General features: G+C 58.7%; 16 protein-coding genes. 7 read left to right on the top strand and 9 right to left on the bottom strand.

Annotated features, from left to right (window positions below; all coding sequences use genetic code 11):
* Nucleotides 1–266: 266 nt before the first annotated feature.
* On the bottom strand, nt 267–2,258 hold the full coding sequence (locus VGK48_28175) for a pyrroloquinoline quinone-dependent dehydrogenase (GenBank protein ID HEY2385071.1): 1,992 nt from the start codon (nt 2,256–2,258) through the stop codon (nt 267–269).
* Nucleotides 2,259–2,352: 94 nt separating this feature from the next.
* The gene (locus VGK48_28170; GenBank protein HEY2385070.1) at nt 2,353–3,228 is read right to left on the bottom strand and encodes a hypothetical protein; all 876 of its coding nucleotides are present in this window, start codon (nt 3,226–3,228) and stop codon (nt 2,353–2,355) included.
* Nucleotides 3,229–3,353: 125 nt separating this feature from the next.
* Between VGK48_28170 and VGK48_28165 the strand changes: the two genes are divergently transcribed.
* A complete protein-coding gene (locus tag VGK48_28165) occupies nt 3,354–5,963 on the top strand; it encodes a protein kinase (protein HEY2385069.1) in 2,610 nt (869 codons plus the stop codon).
* Between the two features lie 111 nt (nt 5,964–6,074).
* On the opposite strand, the gene VGK48_28160 is transcribed toward VGK48_28165, so the two are convergent.
* Together VGK48_28160 and VGK48_28155 are read right to left on the bottom strand one after the other, a co-directional pair.
* On the bottom strand, nt 6,075–6,368 hold the full coding sequence (locus VGK48_28160) for a hypothetical protein (GenBank protein ID HEY2385068.1): 294 nt from the start codon (nt 6,366–6,368) through the stop codon (nt 6,075–6,077).
* A gap of 66 nt (nt 6,369–6,434) precedes the next feature.
* Nucleotides 6,435–7,451, bottom strand: coding sequence for an MBL fold metallo-hydrolase (locus VGK48_28155; protein ID HEY2385067.1), 1,017 nt, complete (start codon nt 7,449–7,451; stop codon nt 6,435–6,437).
* Nucleotides 7,452–7,598: 147 nt separating this feature from the next.
* Between VGK48_28155 and VGK48_28150 the strand changes: the two genes are divergently transcribed.
* On the top strand, nt 7,599–8,099 hold the full coding sequence (locus VGK48_28150) for a DinB family protein (GenBank protein ID HEY2385066.1): 501 nt from the start codon (nt 7,599–7,601) through the stop codon (nt 8,097–8,099).
* A 141-nt stretch (nt 8,100–8,240) separates the two neighbouring features.
* Here VGK48_28150 and VGK48_28145 read toward each other — a convergent pair whose 3' ends face one another.
* On the bottom strand, nt 8,241–9,146 hold the full coding sequence (locus VGK48_28145; protein HEY2385065.1) for an aldo/keto reductase: 906 nt from the start codon (nt 9,144–9,146) through the stop codon (nt 8,241–8,243).
* A gap of 111 nt (nt 9,147–9,257) precedes the next feature.
* On the opposite strand from VGK48_28145, the gene VGK48_28140 reads away from it, so the two are divergent.
* Nucleotides 9,258–10,586, top strand: a complete 1,329-nt coding sequence (locus VGK48_28140) for an MFS transporter (protein ID HEY2385064.1) — start codon at nt 9,258–9,260, stop codon at nt 10,584–10,586.
* 108 nt (nt 10,587–10,694) lie between these two features.
* Complete coding sequence (locus tag VGK48_28135) at nt 10,695–11,264, top strand: Uma2 family endonuclease (protein HEY2385063.1); 570 nt, start codon at nt 10,695–10,697, stop codon at nt 11,262–11,264.
* 333 nt (nt 11,265–11,597) lie between these two features.
* Here the strand turns inward: VGK48_28135 and VGK48_28130 are convergent, their stop codons facing one another.
* Nucleotides 11,598–12,032 (bottom strand): SRPBCC family protein, encoded by a 435-nt coding sequence (locus VGK48_28130; GenBank protein ID HEY2385062.1) that lies wholly within the window; start codon nt 12,030–12,032, stop codon nt 11,598–11,600.
* Nucleotides 12,033–12,043: 11 nt separating this feature from the next.
* Nucleotides 12,044–13,519 (bottom strand): deoxyribodipyrimidine photolyase, encoded by a 1,476-nt coding sequence (locus VGK48_28125; protein ID HEY2385061.1) that lies wholly within the window; start codon nt 13,517–13,519, stop codon nt 12,044–12,046.
* A gap of 69 nt (nt 13,520–13,588) precedes the next feature.
* Here VGK48_28125 and VGK48_28120 point away from each other — a divergent pair, with 69 nt between their 5' ends.
* Nucleotides 13,589–14,497 (top strand): MerR family transcriptional regulator, encoded by a 909-nt coding sequence (locus VGK48_28120; protein HEY2385060.1) that lies wholly within the window; start codon nt 13,589–13,591, stop codon nt 14,495–14,497.
* A gap of 76 nt (nt 14,498–14,573) precedes the next feature.
* On the opposite strand, the gene VGK48_28115 is transcribed toward VGK48_28120, so the two are convergent.
* Complete coding sequence (locus tag VGK48_28115) at nt 14,574–14,891, bottom strand: hypothetical protein (GenBank protein ID HEY2385059.1); 318 nt, start codon at nt 14,889–14,891, stop codon at nt 14,574–14,576.
* A gap of 1,061 nt (nt 14,892–15,952) precedes the next feature.
* Between VGK48_28115 and VGK48_28110 the strand changes: the two genes are divergently transcribed.
* Complete coding sequence (locus VGK48_28110; GenBank protein ID HEY2385058.1) at nt 15,953–16,096, top strand: hypothetical protein; 144 nt, start codon at nt 15,953–15,955, stop codon at nt 16,094–16,096.
* A 342-nt stretch (nt 16,097–16,438) separates the two neighbouring features.
* Nucleotides 16,439–18,316 carry a tetratricopeptide repeat protein gene (locus VGK48_28105; GenBank protein HEY2385057.1) on the top strand — a complete coding sequence of 626 codons (1,878 nt, stop codon included), beginning with the start codon at nt 16,439–16,441 and terminating at the stop codon, nt 18,314–18,316.
* Between the two features lie 50 nt (nt 18,317–18,366).
* On the opposite strand, the gene VGK48_28100 is transcribed toward VGK48_28105, so the two are convergent.
* Nucleotides 18,367–19,365: ABC transporter permease (locus VGK48_28100; protein HEY2385056.1), on the bottom strand; the 999-nt coding region annotated here is incomplete at its 5' end.

Below are 19,365 nucleotides of genomic sequence, written 5' to 3'. Positions count from 1 at the left end.
GCCTTTCCAAGGCGGGGTGCCCGAGCGATCAAACCGTTAGAACGCGAGGGCGGGGCGGTTATCAAGGAACCGCGCAGCGCACCTTATTTTGTCGAAGTTACTAACCGCCCCGTCTGCGCCGCTAAGGAACGGGACCGTTTTATTAGTGGCGCAGCCACCCCGCCTTGGAAAGGCGGGGAATGTCCACCTGGGCGACTCTTGGTGCAACTCCCGGCCTTTCGGCCGGGGCTATACTCTGACGCGCCTCCGGCACTAATTCATTCACACTATTGCCCTCTCTGCCCCCTCTGTCCACGGCCTCCCCGGCCGCCGGGCGCGGGCAATGCGAAGGCTACCAACTGCGCCGCGGTTCCGGTTTGCGCATTTGCTCCAACCGGTATGAGAACGAACTGGCGTCCCTGATGGATGTAGGTCATCGGGACTCCAGTCTGCATGCCGGGCATCGGGATCTGCGCGATATCTTCACCGGTCTTCTTGTCGTAAGCGTGCAGCACAGGGCTCGTGCCGTCGCCCGCAAAAAGCAGCGTCTTCGTGAGGAGTACTCCGACCAGCCGCGCGGTGCCGGTCTTGGGAATGTTCAAGCCCTGAAGGAGCGGATGATTTTTAACATTCGCCGGTGTGTCGCCGTTCGCGATCTGCCATGCGATGGTGCCTTTGTTCATGTCGTACGCGGTGATTCGCCCGTAGGGAGGCTTGATGATGCTCAAGCCCTGGAGCGTCGGGAACGGCGCGCCACCGCCCCCGGCATAATCAAATGGGGGAAGCTTGGGATCCGGAGGCGGAGCATTCGCCGCAGGCGTATTTTTATGCAGCGCGATGACGTAAGGACTCGTCGCCCCGGCGATATAGACAAAGCCGGTTTCCGGATCGGCTCTGCCGCCCCACCAGTTCGAGCCGCCGAACAGCATGACGGTTCCGCGCGTCCCGTCGGGAGCATTTGCAAGCGAGCCCGGCATGAAGACATCGCCATAGCGGAGGTTGGACGCCTTCAGCGCCGCAACCGCCTGCTGATGCAATTCCGGAGTGAAGTCAATCAGGTCGCTGTCATGCAGCCCCACCTGGCCGAAGGCTGGAGGCTTCGACGGAAGGGGCTGCGTCGGCGACGTCCATTCGCCGGGAATGTCCGTCTGCTTGACCGGCGTCTCGGGCATCGGCCAGACAGGCTTTCCGTTGGTCCGGTCGAAAACATAGGTCAGCGCCTGCTTGCCGGTCTGCACGACGGCCTTGATCGGCCTGCCGTCGACCGTGATATCGATGAGGATCGGCGCCGGCGGCATATCGTAGTCCCAGATGTCGTGATGGACGAGCTGTTGGTGCCAGATTCTTTTTCCTGTCTTGATATCGATACAAACCAGCGAATTCGAAAAGAGATTGGCGCCCGGACGATGGCCGCCGTAGAAGTCGTTCGTCGCATCCTCGATGTTGAGATAGGCATAGCCGAGTTCTTCGTCGGTGGAGAATGGCCCCCAGACCCCCGTGTTGCCGGTGTAGTCGGCCGAGTTGTTCAGCCAGGTGTCATAGCCGAATTCGCCTTTGCGCGGAATCGTGTGGAACACCCAGAGTTTCTTTCCGGTGCGGGCGTCGAAACCCATCACGTCGCCCTTGACGTTATGGAAAGAAGGGGTATTCGGAGTCAGTGCAGGACCGACCATGATGACGCCATTGGAAATGACGGGCGGCGAACTGTTGCCGATCCTGCCGATGAGGTCGCCCTGGAAATCGAGATCCAGCGACTCGAAGAGATCCACGGCGCCGTTCTGGCCGAAGCCGGGAACGGGATGCCCGGTCTTCAGGTCGAGGGCGACGAGCCGGAACCCGGGCGTGATCGTCACGATGCGCTCATCGGAGCCATCCTTCCAGTACGCGACGCCGCGCGCATAGGTGCGAGCGGCGCGAGTCTCGCGCTGGTCTTCCGGGGGCCTCCACGTCCAGAGCGTTTCGCCGGTGCCCGCATCCGCCGCGACGATCGTGCGCCGGGGACTCAACGGGAAATAGAGGATACCGTTGACCATGATCGGCGTCACTTCCGAGTTGGTGTTCCCGAAGTTATCGAACTTCCAGCTCCATGCGGCCTGGAGGTTCTTGACGTTATCCCGGTTGATCAGATCGATCGGCGAGTAGCCTGTGCTTCCATGATCCGCCGAATAGGACTGCCACTGTCCCGGCAGCGCGCCCTTCTGCGCCGCCAGCGGCAGAATCAGCAGTAATGCGGAAATCAGCAAACCTGCAGCAATTGCGTAGCGCAATGATCGTGACATAAATCTCTCCTGAACTGGCCTGGGTGTCTCGCGCATGATTTAACCTTGATTGCAGCAATTGGTCAAGCTGAGGAGTTGCTCGACCGGCGGGATGCTATTTGGGCTCGTCGATTTCGAATTTCACATCGACCTCGAAGGGCCGGAAGTTGGAGTAACCGGCGCTGCACTCCACCTTATTAGAGGCGCTTTCATAGCGCTCTACCATTGAGGTCGGGACGAGGACCTTGACGTTCTTTCCGGCGCCATACTCAACGGCGATGTAGGCATCCAAGCGGGGCGAAGGGCTCTCGACGTCGAATTCGGTTTGAAGCACGCGGCCCGTGTCGGGCTCGATCCACAACATGCCTTTCGAATAAAGCGGCTGATTTTTTCCAGTGACGACGAGCGTTGGCGCCGTCATCTCCTGAAATCGTACTTTCCAGGCCTGAACACCGCCGACTTTGGCGGTGCCTGCCCGTTCGAAGGAGAACCGGGACAGCTCCTTCTTACGAAGCACATGGAGCGCGAATGTCGGCAGATTGATGTCGCGGCGCACATCGCCCAGGTTGTACTGCGTGCTTTCCTGCTTGAAGTTATCGAGCAGCTTCACGTTGCCCGCCGGGGAATTGTCGAAAGCCTGATCGAACGAAGGCTCGGTCTGCTTCACTTTGTTGCCGTCGAGACGATTGACCTTCCGAAGTGCCGCCCATTCATCGCCTACCTGGATGATAAGAAAGTCGGATGACGTTCTGCGCTGACTACGCATCAAGACCTTGGGCGGAGTGCTCTGATCCATCCATACGCTGGACTGGACATACTCCTCCGCGCCGATCAGATTGCCGAGTTCGCCCTCGTACTGCGCCACGTACTCGGATGCCCGCGCCAGAACCGTCTCCAGCGGAACAGCATTCTGCTGCGCGGCGGCGCCGGCGGCAAAACCGGCGATGAGCATGATGAGGAGCGCGAGTTGCAGTCTGCGGATGATCGGCATAAGCGCGCACATTATACCTGTAGAAGGTGTGAATGAATCGCGGGCGAGCAGATTCCTCTCCCTGGAAAGGAGGGGAATCTGCTCTGAACTTAATCTGAACTTAAACGGATATAATTCCGGAAGCCATGCCGATAACGCCGGGTACTCGCATCGGTCCTTATGAGATTACCTCCGCCCTGGGTGAAGGCGGCATGGGTGTGGTGTTTCGAGCTCGCGATGTCAAGCTCCAGCGGGATGTCGCGATCAAGCTGCTGCCCGACGATTTCATGGACGATGCGGACCGCCTGCTGCGTTTCAAACGGGAAGCGCAGGTGCTTGCGTCCCTGAATCATCCCAACGTCGCTCAGATCTACGGTTTCGAAGAATCCGGGAGCACGCGATGCATCGTGATGGAGCTGGTAGAGGGAGAAACTCTCTCGGAGCGCATTGCGTCAGGCCCGATCCCGGTCGAAGATGCTTTACCGATTGCAGCGCAGATCGCGGAGGGGCTCGAAGCAGCGCACGAACGCGGCGTCATCCATCGAGACCTGAAACCCGCCAACATCAAACTGACGCCCGACGGTAAAGTGAAGGTACTGGACTTTGGCCTGGCGAAGCCGCTTCAGGAACAGGAAGCCACTTCTTTTTCCCATTCCCCGACAATGATGACGGCTTCCGTTCCGGGCATGATTCTGGGAACGCCGGCCTACCTCAGTCCGGAGCAGGCGCGCGGCAAGGCCGTCGACAAGCGCACGGACATCTGGGCCTTCGGCTGCGTCCTGTTCGAAATGCTGACGGGCCGGCAGGCTTTCGGCGGCGAGACCATTCCGGACATCATGGCGTCCATTATTTCGCGCGACGTGAGCTGGCAGGATCTGCCGGCTACAACGCCGCCGCGATTGCGCGAGCTGATGGCTCGATGCCTGCAGAAGGATGTTCGACGGCGCCTGCGCGACGCGGGCGATGCGCGGCTCGCGATTGAAGACATCATTCGAGGACTGCACTCGCCGCCACCGGCAGCAGCGGAAGCCGCAGCCGGACGGACGGCGAAGCGTCCTTATTTATCGCTGATTCTTGCGGCCATGACGGTTGCTCTTGCGGCGGCAGTTGTGTGGTTAGCCATGAAACGCCCGGCCGAAACAGCATGGCTTGGAACTCGCCTCGGAGGCCCTAATATTGCGGGGGAGCCTCGTGTTTCACCGGACGGCCGCCTCGTCGCATTCGTGGCGCTTGTCGAAGGAACCTCTCAGGTCGGCGTGATCCATCCCGACTCCGGCGACTGGACGATCCTGACCCACGACCGGTCTCACGGTTATCCCACCAATGTTGCGTGGTCCCCAGACAGCACCCGGATCTACTACGGCCGCATCGATGGTTCCCCCCGGGGCGTATTCAGCGTGCCTGCGCTGGGAGGCAGCGAACGCCTCGTCCTGGATGACGCCGCGAATCCGGAGGTGCTGCCTGACGGAAGCCTGCTGGTTGCCCGCATCAACCCGAGCCGCCATTATCAGCTCTATCGCTTCTGGCCGGAGACGGGTCGCGTCGATTCGTATCCCGCGATGCTTGTCGGATCCGACTCGCAGACCACTCCCGCATTCAAAGACGGGAAAGAAGCGCTCTTCTGGGGCATCGCGGCAGACCAGCCGGATTCTAAAAATCACTTGTATACCGTCGATCTCAACACGAAAACAACGCGCCGCATCATGTCGAACATCGATCTGGATATGTTCTCCGGCTTCGTCCCGAAGCTGGCTGTTTCCAAAGACGACCGCTTCATCCTCGTAGCGGGACAAGCCGGGGATTTGCAAGAGATCATTGAGATCCCTCGCACCGGCGGTGATGCGCGAACTTTGATTTCTACCACGAACTTCACATCCGCAATCGACGCCGGTCCGGACGGGTCGATTTATCTGGACCAGTTATCCCGGCCGTTTGAGATGCTGCAGCTGGCCTCGGCGTCAGCGGTGCCCGAACAGATCGTCCACATCGACGCGCCCACACCCGACTTCACGCCGCCGCCGATAGCCGACGGCCGCGTCATAGTGCAGGCCGTCGTGGGAGGGCGCGGCCGCTTACTGCTGGGAAAACCAGGTACAGACCTGCAGCCGTTTATCCAGACTTCGGAGGAAACGAGTGGGCCGATCGCCCTGGCCGGCACTGATGCGATCGCTTTCGTCATCGGCTCCGGAGCATCGCGCCAGATCGCCATTGCATCGATTGCCGATGGCCGGATTCTGAGACGGCTGACGAAAGTGGACGGTTCGAAAGTGAGCACCCTGGCAGCTTCCGCTGATGGAAAGGCGCTTTATTACACTATCGGAGACCATTTGTGGACCATGCCTGCGGAGGATGGCGAACCGCGCATGATGGGGGAGGCCGGCAGCGTCGGCGTCGATCCCCATGGAAAGTATCTGGTGGTAGAGCGTAGCGATAAAGAAGGCATCCGGCTGGTCCGAATGCCTCTCGACGGGGGAGCAGAAACGCCGCTGTCTTTTCCCGGCGTGCGACTGGTTTATTTTTTAACTCCGAACGCGATCCGCGCCGATGGCGCCATCCTGATGCCACTGGCCGTCGGCAGTTTCAATTGGGCCGCCGGCCTTCTGCATCCGGAGTCGGGAAAAGTCGACAAGTTGCCGATCGACCCGTCATTCGACGTTCACGCCGCCGGATTTCTTCCGGACGGCCGGATTCAAGTCGCCGGCTTTGGCTTTAACAGCACGCTGTGGCGTTTCCGGCCGCAGGCGCCGGCGCGATAGGGCGAGTCAACGATGATTCCAAACTGGAACGCGGGCTAAGCCCGCGACTACATTTTGACGCGCCGTTCACGGATCTGTCAGTGCCGCTGGCTCCCCGGACGTAAGGCAATTCTATTCTTCGTCGTCGAAGCTCGGGACCGGCTCGGGCGTACGGCGCGCCTCTTCCTGCAACAATCTATCAACTTGCTTGATGCACTCGTCAAGCCGGAATTCGCCGTGGGTCTCATTCCAGGCCTCCAGGGCATTCGCAGTGATGAAATCTCTTTGCCCGATCCGCACGACCGGAATGCGGTCTTCCTCGATAATTCTGCGGAAATGGCGCGTCGAATAACCGGCCTGAAATGCGGCGCTCGGGATATCGAGCAAGTGGTTTTGCGTCTTGTGTTGAACTGCGTATGGACTCATTGCATCCTCCAGGCGCCGAGGAGTGCAAGCAAGGTTCCACAATTCAAAACCCATCGCGCCGACGCCCTATTTCTGGCCCGCGGCACGCATCATCGTCGCAGTGGTGCAGTCTTGAACGACGGTGAAGTAACGCGCGACCGCGGCTTTGCCGACCTCGAACGGGTTGGCTTCTCCGGGTTTCCGATCGGCAGCGGTATGCGCTTTGAAATACGCGTTGTCGAACTCGGTATGATTTGACATCAAGGCCGTTGCGCCGAAATCCGCTGCGGCGCGAGCCACTTTCCGGGATGAAGTGAGGTAGCCGTCGTAATAAGCGGGGGTGCCGTTGAACGGGATTGCCGTCCCGCCGATGTAGGCGATGCGTAGCGGCTTGCCGTTGTCCTTAACCTCGAAGAGGAACGAGAGCGTGCCGGGAGTGTGGCCGGGCATCGTGAGGACCTGGAGCGACGTATCGCCGACGGAGAACTTCATGCCGTCGGTGGCAACCATGTCGTGCTTCGGTTTACCTCCGGCGTGGTTCGCGGATTTGTCCACCGAATCCCAGTCCTCTGCGCCATAAACGAGGTGTGCCGCGGGCATCGCGTCCTGCAGCAGCCTGGCGCCGCCGTCGTGATCGGCGTGAGCATGCGAGATGATGATGTACTTCACCTTATTTTTATCCAGACCGGCCTTCTTCATGCCGTCGATGATCTCGTCCTGCGCGGCATAGTCGAAGAGCGCTTCAAGAACGATGATGCCGTCGCTGCCGACGATCGCCCAGGCGCTGTGAATCTTCGTACCGAGAAAATAAAGGTTGTCGGCCACTTTCGCCGGCTCGGCATACCAGGTATCTTTCGCAGGCGGCGCCGGAGCCGCTCCTCGCGCGGCTGAGCCACGCCCAGCACCGCCACCGGCGCCTCGAGCTGGAGCGGGCGGCGGCGGAATACACAGACGGAGAAACGTACCGGCCCAGTCGGTGCCGGCCGCATTCTTTGCGGCCCCGACCAATCCGTCGATGGTTGGGGCGGGTGTCTGTGCCGAGGCCATCGTGATGCCGGCCAGCATGGCTGCAACAATTCCAATGACGACTGCGAGTGGTTTCATTCGGTCCTCCGTTGTGTGGTGTATGTTACTCGAATTTTCAGAATCCAAGGCGCGGTCTATATAAATGAATTGTCGGGCACGCACATTCTCCTCCTTATCGAAGGAGGGGAATGTGCGCGAGCCACAATTTACGGATAGACTCCTCCTATGCTTGAAGTGTGGTTAAGAGGTCCGTTGCCGGATATCCCGGCCCTGCTGCAGCCGGTGGCGCACGCGCTCTTGCAGGCTCGCGAAGAAGTCACTGCCGAGATGGATGGCTTTCCGGAAGAACGATTATGGGAACGTCCCGCAGGAGTGGCATCGGTCGGATTCCATCTCCAGCATCTCGCCGGTGTGCTCGACCGGCTGTTCACGTATGCGCGGGGAAATCCGCTCGACGAACAGCAGGCAGCGGCGCTCACGGCGGAAGGCAAGGAGGATCCGGAGATCAGCTCACGTGAGATGCTCGAGAGGTTTCACGCTCAGGTGGATCGCGCGCTGGAGCAGCTCAGAAAAACGGACAAACAGACATTGACGGAGTATCGTGCGGTCGGCCGCGCGAAGTTGCCGTCCACCACCTTGGGGCTTCTGGTGCATGCAGCGGAGCACACGCAACGGCATGTCGGGCAGTTGCTGGTCACAGCGCGGGTGTGCAGCCGCGGGATTTAACCGGACAAACTCTCCTCGATTTCAACATGGTGTGTGAGCGACCCCCTGCCCGCGCTTTGCGCGGGCTCTCCCCCTGTATCAGGGGGAGAGTCGACTGTCCCCCTGATACAGGGGGAGAGTCGTGCCGCAGGCACGGCAGCCTTACAGAAGCCTCTGCACTGCGGCCAGATCCGACGGCGTCAGTTTCCATGATGCTGCCTGGCTATTGGCGCGGACCTGATCGGCCGTTTTCGCTCCGGCGATCACGCTGGCGACTTCGGAATGAGCGGCGAGCCAGGAGAAGGCGAGGTCCAGCAGGGAGTAGCCGCGGGATTCGCAGAATGCGATCAAGGTTTCCACGCGCTCGATGTTTTCCGGAGTGAAAACCTTCGGGCCGAAGGCATCCTTGCCGCGGCTCGACTCGGGAAGCGGTTTGCCTTTGCGGTACTTTCCCGTCAGCAACCCATTCGCGAGCGGAAAGTACGGCAGGAACGCGACACCGGTGCGCTTGCATTCAGGCAGGACTTCTTTCTCCGCGTCGCGCTTCATCATGCTGTAGTCGTTCTGCACGCTTTCGAAATGCCGCGGGCCGGTCACGCCGCGGGCTGCGCGCATCTGTTCGGCTGAGAAATTCGAGCAGCCGATCTCGCGCACCTTGCCGGCCTTCACCGCGTCGTCCAGGGCCTGCATCGTATCGGCGATCGGCGTCTTCGGATCGGGCTGATGAATTTGATAAAGATCGATCGTGTCGACTTGAAGGCGCTTCAAACTGGCATCGAGCGCCTGATGGATATATTGGGGGGCCGCACCTTCTTTGCCGTCGCCCATCTTCATTCCGAACTTCGTGGCGATGATTGCTTTATCGCGGCGGCCCTTGAGGGCCCTTCCGAGAAACTCTTCACTCTGCCCGCCGCCGTAAACGTCGGCGGTGTCGAAGAAGTTGATGCCGGCCTCGAGCGCCGCATCGACGACGGTTGCGGAGCCGGCGGCGTCCGTGCGCCAGCCGAAGTTGTTACATCCGATACCGACAAGGGAAACGTTCAAAGAGCCAAGCTTTCGATATTCCATAAGAGAGACATTATAGATATTTCAGGGCTCGCCCCCCACCCCCACTCGAGCCGCAGCTTTGGCGATCCGTTGCCGTTGAGTTTTCGGCAGCCCTCAGGAGACAATGAGGTCGTGAATCCGCGCAAGCACCGGTTCGCCGATTACATGCGGCCCAAGACATTGACGATGCTGGTGCTTGGATTCTCCTCAGGGCTGCCCTTTCTTCTCGTCGGCAATACATTCGGCTACTGGCTGCGCGATGAAGGAACGGCGCTGACAGCGATTGGTTTTCTTTCCTGGGTGGGTATCGCGTATTCCCTGAAATTCCTGTGGGCGCCATTGATGGACCGCCTCGACCTGCCGCTGTTCTCGCGGTTAGGACACCGTCGAGGCTGGATGTTGTTTGCTCAGATACTGGTCGGGCTGGCGTTGATCGGCATGGGCAGCGTCGGCGCGCATGCCGGGCTGGGCCGGCTTGGTGCATTCGCTCTTATTGTGGCCTTTGCCTCCTCGACGCAGGACATCGTGATCGATGCGTGGCGCATCGAGGCGGCGGACAACAATGACGAACAGGGCCTGCTCGCTTCGGCTTATCAGCTCGGCTATCAGGTTGCTCTCCGCGCAACGGACTCGCTGATCCTGATTTTGGCCGTGCGCCTGGGCTGGCGTATGTCTTATGGGATCTATGGCGTGCTGATGGCGGCCGGAATCGCCGCCACGTGTTTCGCGAAGGAGCCGGCGCTGGCGGCCGCGATGATCGATGAGAAAGAGCGGGAGGCGCCGCTGTGGACGCCGCGCGGATTCCTCGATGCGGTCGTTGGACCGTTCATCGCGTTCTGCCGGGCGCATGGATGGCTCGCGCTTCTGATGCTTGCAGCGATCAGTCTGTACCGTGTGCCGGATTTCGTCATGGGACCGATGTCGAACCCTTTCTATCACGATATCGGCCTCTCGAAGGACACCGTCGGCGTGGTCCGCGGCTCCGTCGGTATTATCGCGACTTTCGCGGGAATCGCCGCCGGCGGGTTCTGCTCGTTGAAGCTGGGTTACATGCGGACGCTCATCATCGCCGGCTTCGTGCAGGCGGCCTCGATTGCCGCCTATGCCGTCCTCGCTTATGTCAGCGCGAGCGTACCGGTGTTTGCGCTGGTGATGATCGGGGATAACTTCGGCATCAGTTTCGCCGGTGTCGCTCTCGTGGCCTACATGTCGAGCCTGACCAACCTGGGATATACCGCGACACAATATGCCCTCCTGAGTTCGACATACTCCTGGCTTGGAAAAATCCTGAAAGGATTTTCCGGCGCCGCCGTGGAAAACCTGAGCGCAACCCACGGCCTGATTCACGCCTACGGCATCTTCTTCATCGGCTGCGGGCTGGCCGGCGTCCCGGCCGTCCTTCTCTTCGCCGCGCTGGAATACTGGCACCGGCGCACACGCTCCGCGCCGGTAGCGGCGTAACCTCAGCTGCGCTATTACATCTGCGGCAGGTTGAACAGTTGCAATGGAGGACAACCCTCTATGGAACACAATCCAGCATTATTCGAACTCGATATAGAATGGAGGCAAATGGCAAGGCCGCTTCACCGGTACACCTATAGCGATTACGTAGCCGTCGAACAGGATAGCCCCACTAGACACGAATTCCTGGATGGCGAGATTTATGCAATGGGGGGCGGAACCGAAGAGCATTCCGCGCTAGCCGCCGAGGTATTGAGAATTCTCGGGAACGCGCGAGGAGACAAACCCGGCCGCGTCCACACATCGGATCTGAGGATCTATGTCGAAGCCATCGGATTGGCGACTTTCCCGGACGGCTCTGTAATTTGCGGCGCCATCAAGCACCATACACCTGGCCCCAAGGACACCGCGCTGAACCCTTCTGTACTGCTCGAAGTCACCAGCGATTCTTCCGAGGAATACGACAAGACGGTAAAACTCGAAGCCTATAAGACGATCCCCACACTACGCGAGTACATCGTCGTTTCCCACCGCGAGCGCCGTATCACCGTACATAGCCGGGCCGGCAGTAATGAATGGACGATGAGAGTCGCAGTAGCCGGCCGGCAAGTCGCCGTCGATACTCTTGGCGCCGAGTTACTTGTTGACGAGGTCTATCGGGCAAGCAGCATCCGTTGAACATCCCCCATGCACGGCTGAAGTCGGAATCCAACGATCGGCAGGCGCAGCCCGGACGCACCTTCAGCATCGGTTGGCGATGCCGGCGATGCGCAACGACGCCAAACCTGAGAGGCCGGCGGCAAGCAACAGCAGGCCGGCCGGTTCGGGAACTTCAGCTGTTACACGGATTCGGTCCAGCCCGACCGCGCTACATCCAACCGTTGTATTGTCGGCTGCAAGTGCCCTGTCGACGCTGTATCCTTGGCGTTAGAATATACGTCAAGTCTTCTCAGCCCGGTTGGAGCAGGCAAGGTGAGATTCCGATGCGAAAGCGAGAGCTTTCTGCAACCATCAATGGTCGCCCCCAAAAAGGCATTCGAGCCGAACCTTGCGAAAGCTGAAGATCCTCTCCAGGTCTGGAGCCACCAGAAATTTACGGACTAGCGCTCCACCGACCACCGCATATTGAACCCGATCCTTCATCAAAGTCCCGCCTTTGCTGGCTTCAAACGTGTGTTCGTGAATCCACGCCCGATAGGGTCCCCGAGTCTGCACATCGATGAACCGGAACGGCGGCTTCCAACCCGTGATTTTGCTCTGCCATTTCAGCGGAATCCCGTGAACCCGCAGCCGGTAATCGATCAACGTACCGGCGCGGATCTCTATTGCAGGACTCACAATGCGAAAATGCAGCCAGGGCGGTGTCAGTTGTTCCAGGTTCTCCGCGTCGGCAAAGAACGAAAACAATTCATCCAGCTGCCGCGGCATCCATTGCTCGGTCTTCATCGTAAAGAGTCTCATTCCTTGGTGTAGCGCTGAACGTAACCGCGCACCCTCATTTTCCGGGCGGTATTGCCGGAGCTCATGTAGCGGATCTTCCCGAAAATCGGACGCTCGGGCGCCCATGGCCGGTCATAGCGGCCCAACGTCCAGAAGATGCCGGAGTAGGAATTCGGATCTCGGCCGTCGAGAGCATACTTATTGTTCAAATGAATCATGATTTCCAGAGCGTCCTGGGGCGAACGCGACCATTCCAGGATCTTTTTGCCCCACAGCATTCGGAGGTAGTTGTGAACCCGTCCTTCTTGCACCAACTGCAGTTGGGCCGCATTCCATAACGGGTCGTGGGTCCTGGCGTTCTCCAGTTCGCCGGGCGAATACAGCTTTGGCCGGAGGTCGGCCGCATGCTCGGAGAGAGTTTTCCTGGCCCATGCCGGCAGTGAATCGTAACTCGCATAGTTTGTGGAATGTGCGCACATGTTGAATCCGATTTCGCGCCATGTGATGAGTTGATCCAGAAAAGCCTCTGTATCCAGAGGAACGCCCCACCAACCTTCACGGCCTCCCGTCGGTTTCCCCCGCAACTTCTCCGGCGTCCAATTCGAGCGACTCGTGACCGCCCGAAAAATCTGGTGCGCCGATATGTGTCCGAAATGGAGGTATGGCGATAAGCCGCTGGAAGTATCCGCTTCGGGCTGGGTGCGAGATTCGATGTATGCCGGTAGACCACGCTCCATGAAGGTCTTCAAACGACCGCACGCTGCTCTTGCTCCAGCAGCAAAGGAACTTACCGTTGGGACGGATTGGTCCACCGGAATTGTGGCCGTCTGAGCGTGCGGTGAAGAGAGTTCCATCAAAGTCGCTGCGGGCCAGCGCCGCTGGATCTGCGGCGGGCACACTCCTTCTGGCAATTCGACATCTGCCAGGGAGTCAGGCAGCGGAAATTGTTCCAGGTGTCGCCGCAATACCGCTTGAAGGAATCGGCGGAAACTGTACGCCGAAGTGAACAGGCGATCCGTTGAACGCATCGGAAAAATGCCGTTCGAATCCACTTTTTCGACCAGCACCCTGGAACGTACGGCCACGGCCGTTATCCATCGGGGGATTTCGAATGCCGGAAAATCGTCCGTTACCACGACGCATGCGGACTCCGCCAACGTGTGCATCAGCCCTTCGCCGTGTGAAGGAAATCGTTCGATGAATGGGTAGTAAGTGGCCCCAGAGTGCTCGAAGCTCTGGAGATTGTCGCGCATGCCCTGCATCAGTGCGGTGTGAAATCTTGAGCTTGCCCACGGATAAGTACAGCTTAGAGCCTCAAGCACCAACAGCGGCTTCCGCAATTCCTCGGCCCAGTGCACCGCGCGCTGAAGAGCGAAGTTCCAGTTCCGGCGCCGGCTGGCAATCATCCAGTAAAGGATGTATTCGCCCGCACCATTTACGCTTCCGGGATTACACGCGTAAACCCGTTCGGGTGGAACTTCACGGGTGGTCATGATTTATCACCTCATACTGACTTCGGTCGCCTCGGTTTTGGGCGCGAATCCAGCACATATAATCGATCAATGAAGAATTCGAAGGCTGACAAAAACCTCTATCCGATCCGAGCGGCGGCAAAACTGACGCGATTGAGTATCGACACGCTTCGCGCATGGGAAAAGCGTTACGCCGCGGTGCAGCCTCTGCGGAAAGAAGGCATACGTTTCTACAGCGAGGCCGACGTGGAGCGCCTCTCGTTGTTGCGACAGGCGCTCGACAGCGGCCATTCGATCGGACAGGCCGCGCGTCTTTCCAACAAAGAGCTGGCCGGTCTCAACTCGCGGGCCACGGAGTCCCGCACCGCCTTTCAAAGTGAGAAGCCATTGGAAACCATTCTGAATGCCATCTCCGGCTTCGACTATGGCGGCGCAGATCGGGAACTCGTACGTCTTGCGTCCTTAATGCCGCCGCGCGACCTGATCTATACGGTTGCGCTTCCGTTGATGCGGATTGTCGGCGAACAATGGCATGAGCAACGTCTACGCATCGCCCAGGAACACCTCGTGTCGCAGTTATTGAGGAACCTGCTCTCGGGCATGCTGCGCATCTACTCAGCGTCGAATCCACCTGCCGTCCTAATGACCTGCACGCTAAGCGGCGATCTGCATGAATTCGGAATTCTCGCCGCCGCCATTCTTTCAGCCGGCGCCGGTATGGGCGTCATTCACCTCGGTCCCAATCTACCCGCAAATGAGATAGCTTATGCGGCAAAGCGCTCCGGCGCGAACATTGTGCTTCTCTCTATTACGACTTTTGAAGACCGGTCCATACGCGACCAGCAGTTACGGTCCGTGCGTGTGAACCTCCCCAGCAACGTCGAAGTCTGGGTTGGCGTGAATCCGCCGAATCTCAGTCTCGGGGTCCGGGGCGTTCACATACTCAAGGATTTTGCAGACCTTGAACGGGAAATCCAGCGTCTGGGCGGGAAACTGTGATCCCACACGAAACGGACGGTCTCCTTTTTCAACGCGTCATTCATACAAGGTGAAGGCGCCGTACTGATATCGGGCATTAAACAAATGCTGCTTTTCCGAGTGCGCTACTGATAACCATTTCAAGCCGGATGTTTTTCTTTTCATGCGCCTCTGATTCTTGTCTGAGCTGGCCGACAAGACTCTCCGTCCTGGTTAAGTCCGATTCCAGCGATTGAATCTGTTTTTCCATCTCCGAGTTGACGGTTTTTAAAAGACGGTTTGCGATGAGCAAACTGGACATCGCAGTTCCCTCAGGAACAGCGACAAGCAATTCATCAGCAGCAACCTGAATGTCCCCAGCCGAAAACATTACCTTGTTTACGATGTCTTGCCTCTGATTCTCAGTGATCATCATTATTTTCTCCTCTTTCCATCATTGAATCGTGAATAGCGAATGACGTCAATGCTCTGTCCAGGACAAGCACCCCCTTCAGTCAAAAAGAAATGCCGGCCAGTCCGACAGCGAGTAATGCTTGCCGCCCTGTTCGTGGCGTTCGTGGTCCGGAACATCTGTTTACGAACTGAATGCCAGATCCCGATCCAGGCAAATGGACCTGTTTGTCATCGTTCCCTCCGTCTTGGGCTTCGAAAGTTTTGCCCCATACTGTGTAAATCACCGCAAAAAGGAAAAGTCCGCGGAACTTGGGTGGGTTTTTGGGCTAGAGGTGGGAGCCAACCTCAATGGAAGGAATGTATTAGGCTCGATAAAAATATTTTTGAAGGAATGGAAAAACAGCACACCGTCAATGCACCTTCCCGCAGCTGATAATTACCAACTTTCAGATTCCATCCCGGCCCTACAGCTGACACTTCTCAACTTTCACATTGCATTCCCGTCCTGCAGCAGACAGTTCACAACTTTCAGATTGCAGTCGCGCCCTGCAGCAGACAGTCCATAAGTTTCAGGTTGCAGTCGCGTCCTGCAGCAGACAGTTCACAACTTTCAGGTTGCAGTCGTGCCCTGCAGCAGACAGTCCACAAGTTTCAAGTTCCAGTCGCGCCATGCAACAGACAGTCCATAAGTTTCAGGTTGCAGACGTGCCCTGCAGCAGACAGTTCACAAGTTTCAGGTTGCAGTCGCGCCATGCAACAGACAGTTCACAACTTTCAAGTTGCATTTCCGCTATGCAGCGATCAACCTGCTCCAGTACTGGAATCCCGCAAAAGCTCAATATCAGAAATGATGGCCGCGAGTACTGTCTCAAAGGTTGCGAAACGCATGACGAAGCGGGCTGCGCCGTCGCTGATACGGCGATGTTGTATGCTGAAGAATCATGCGCGAGCTGGATGGGGGCAGAAATGGACAGCCAATTACGTTGACCGGTTCGCTCGGCGCGTTGACGGATCGCGGCAAACGATGTTAGCATCCGCTCCATCCAACTCAACTCAAGAGAAAGCAACCAAAGGAGATGTTTTATGCCAACTGAAGACGCAAAGAAAGCGGAAGCAGGTCAACCCAAACAGGCCGAGAACACGGAAGCGGAAGAACTCGATCCGTCAACCCTCGACATGATTTCCGGGGGAGTCTTCAGTTCGGCCGACCCCTGCATCACGGAATGAATTCCTGGGGCAGCTATCACTGGTCTCAGCATGCACGCCCATGCTCCTCGACATGAGTGGGTAGTTGCTCCCTTCCGAGCCGATCGGGACTCTGCACCCCGGGACTCCGGAGCGGACTGGCTCGAAGTCGATGCGCACCAAAATCTCCGTGGACCGTATACTGCGGCCCGGCAGCTGGTGCGTCTACTGCTGCAAAGCGGTCCACTCGCGCGGCGTTTTACGGCAAAGCATCAGCCTACGCTCTTATGTCTCTCTCCTGAACTGGTAACCCCTCTTTCCGCGAGCCAAGAAGCCGCAAAGTGCTTTTCCGCTTCCCGTGACGGCAAGGCGCGCTCGTGGACTTTGCGACTGGCGCACGGTTTGACGGAGTTTCTTCTAGACTATGCCAGGCGGTCGCCGTCGCGCCGCCTCGCCGTATCGTTCGAAAACGCCGATCACGCGGATCCTCTCGATCGGGAACTCCTGGCCGTACTATTGCGCCGGGCGGATCCGGCACGCTTGACCGTTCGAGTGGGCAGCTCCTGTGACGAGCTGGGTGACCCGCTCTTGTCCGCGCTGAAGGCGTACGCCACAAAGACAGAACTGCAACCTGTGGGTTCCCGATGGGCCGGGGAATGGATGGTGCTCGCCGACCTTTCTCGTTTCCTCGATGTTCCGGCAGTTCCTCCGCCCGCCGCAGGCTTGGCTGAGTTCATCAATGAGGCGCTCGAGCGGATGCCGGCTTTGGCTCGATGCTCACTAGCGAACGATTATGTGAAATCCGACTGCACCTCGGACTGCCTGTTGGGAAAGCTTGCGTATGCGGGCTTGCCGGAAGCCCATCGTAGACAGCTGCACCTGACGCGAGCCGCACAGCTGGAAAATCACCGGTCAAGAAGGCTCGGCGCACTCCCCCTGCACTACGAGCAGGCGGGCGGCGCACCCGAACCCCTGCTGGCCGCCTCAAAGCGCTGCATGGACCTCGCCTATTACGAGGCCGCTCTGGATTGGGCATCGCGCGGCCGGCGAATGCTCGCCGCGGAAGATCAAGGCATGACGTATTGCCAGTTCACGCACGATATTTTGTTCTCGTTCCTCAAGCTGGGCCGGCTTCGGGAAGTAGAGGCTGTCTGTGAGGAGAACCTCGCCCGGAGCCAGGATCCGGCGCTGCTCACACATACGAGTTATGCCAAAGCAATGCTGTTCGCACGATGGTATGAGCCATCGCGACGAGATTATGCCGCGGCGAGAGCCTGGGTGGAAAGATCCATTCAGTTCGCAGAAATGCTTCCGCCGGCCGACTCCAGGGCCGTGACTCTAGCCTTCTTGCGCAATACGATGGCGTTGGTAGAACTGCGCACAGGGCACTCCGAGGTTGCCTGCCAGTTGCTGTGCGAAGCCCTGGACTACATGGCGAAGGAAGCGCCGGAGAGGTATAACGCGGAAAGCGTGATTCTTTTGCACAATCGGGCGCGGCTTTATATCGCCCGCCACCAAAACGACCAGGCCATAGAGGATCTGACGACTCTGGTGCGGCAGCGCCCCTGCGAATCAGAAGCGTACCTGGACCGTGGCCTCCTTCATCATCGGGCGGGCCGGTATAAAGAAGCGCTGCGGGACTATGATGCAGCCATCCGGTCAAGCCCTCCTTACCCGGAGCCGTATTTCAACCTGGCCCACACGCTGGTTCAGCTGGGGCGAAAGAAATCGGCACTTCGCGCGTATGACTATGTTCTAGTCCTGTCGCCCGGCCACGTCGAAGCGCTGAACAATCGCGCCTACTTGCTTTACGAGCGCGGAGATTTCGACGCGGCACGTGGCGATGTCGAGGCCGCGCTGCGGCTACGGCCGGCTCACCCGCGTCTGCTGTGTCTGCATGGACTGCTGGAGATGAAGGCAGGCCGTTCCGATCCGGCATATGAGGCCTTCACGAAGGCGATCAAGGCCGACCCGTCGCTGCCGGACGCCTGGATAAACCTTGCAACGGTTCTTTTCAAGCGCGGCGAGCTCGAGGCCGCGCTGAGGAATTTGACACAAGCGCTAAGACTTCGGGAAGACGCCCCGGCATTCTACAACAGAGGCCGTATCCTGGAAGCGCAAGGGAAGTGGGACGAAGCCGCCGATGATTATACGCGGGCTCTGCATCTCACCAGGGGAGGCAAGCTGCGGATCCTGCAGCGCTTAAAATACTGTCAGTCGGCGGCTGGTAGCGGACGCCTGCAGCGTGACTTAAGTGATTAGTGGAACCACCCGTCATCCCTTTTCATCGTCGCGATCCATTCGGCGATTGCTTACTCATAACGCAGAGCCTCGATCGGATCCAGAAAGGCAGCCTTGCGCGCGGGGTAGTAGCCAAAGAACACTCCCACGAGCGCAGAAAACAAAAACGCCAGGGCAATGGCGAGCATGCTGACCTGAGTGGACCAATGTGCAAAGTATGAAATCAGTACGGAAGCAGTCAGACCGGCCGCTATACCGATGATTCCGCCGAGCAGTGACAGCGTCACGGCCTCGACCAGGAATTGCAGCAGGATATCGCGTGTCTTGGCGCCAACGGCCTGACGAAGTCCGATTTCGGCCGTCCGTTCGGTTACAGAGACCAGCATGATGTTCATAATTCCGATGCCGCCGACAACCAGCGAAACGGATGCTATCGCGCCCAACAGTATCGACATCACCTGGGCGGACGTTTCCTGCGCCTGGAAAACTTCGGTGAGATTTCGGATGGTGAAATCGTCGTCTGCTCCCGCTTCAATCTTGTGCCGTTCGCGCAAAAGTCCTTCAACCTCCTGCATCGCCTGATCCATTGCCTGGGGGCTGATCGCCTGCACCATCACTTGGCCCACGGCTTTCGCGTTCGCTTTATTGGCGCCAATCACTTTTTGAGTCGCGGTGGAGATGGGCAGCAGGATGATGTCGTCCTGGTCTTGTCCTGTCGGCGATTGACCTTTTGGTGCCAGAACACCCGTGATGGTGAAGGGCACATTCTTGATGATGACGGTATTACCTGTCGGATCCGCATCGCCGAACAGATTTTTCGCCACGGTCTCACCGAGAACTGCGGTTTTGGCGGCCGAATCGACATCCTGAGTGGTGAAGAAGTCGCCGTACATCATGGCGTAATCCCGAAGCGTCACGTAATCTGGTGTCACACCCTGAACCGTCGTCGCCCAGTTGTTGCTTCCGTAGATGACCTGAACGCCGCCGCGCACGGTCGGAACCGCCAATGAGACAGAGGGACAATCGATGGCGATGGCTTTTGCGTCGTCCTGAGTCAAACTGGCGACGGC

This window comes from Terriglobia bacterium, assembly GCA_036496425.1.
Lineage (GTDB): Bacteria > Acidobacteriota > Terriglobia > 20CM-2-55-15 > 20CM-2-55-15 > 20CM-2-55-15.
The sequence above is the reverse complement of the archived record's forward strand: the minus strand, read 5'-3'. Positions and strand labels throughout refer to the sequence as shown.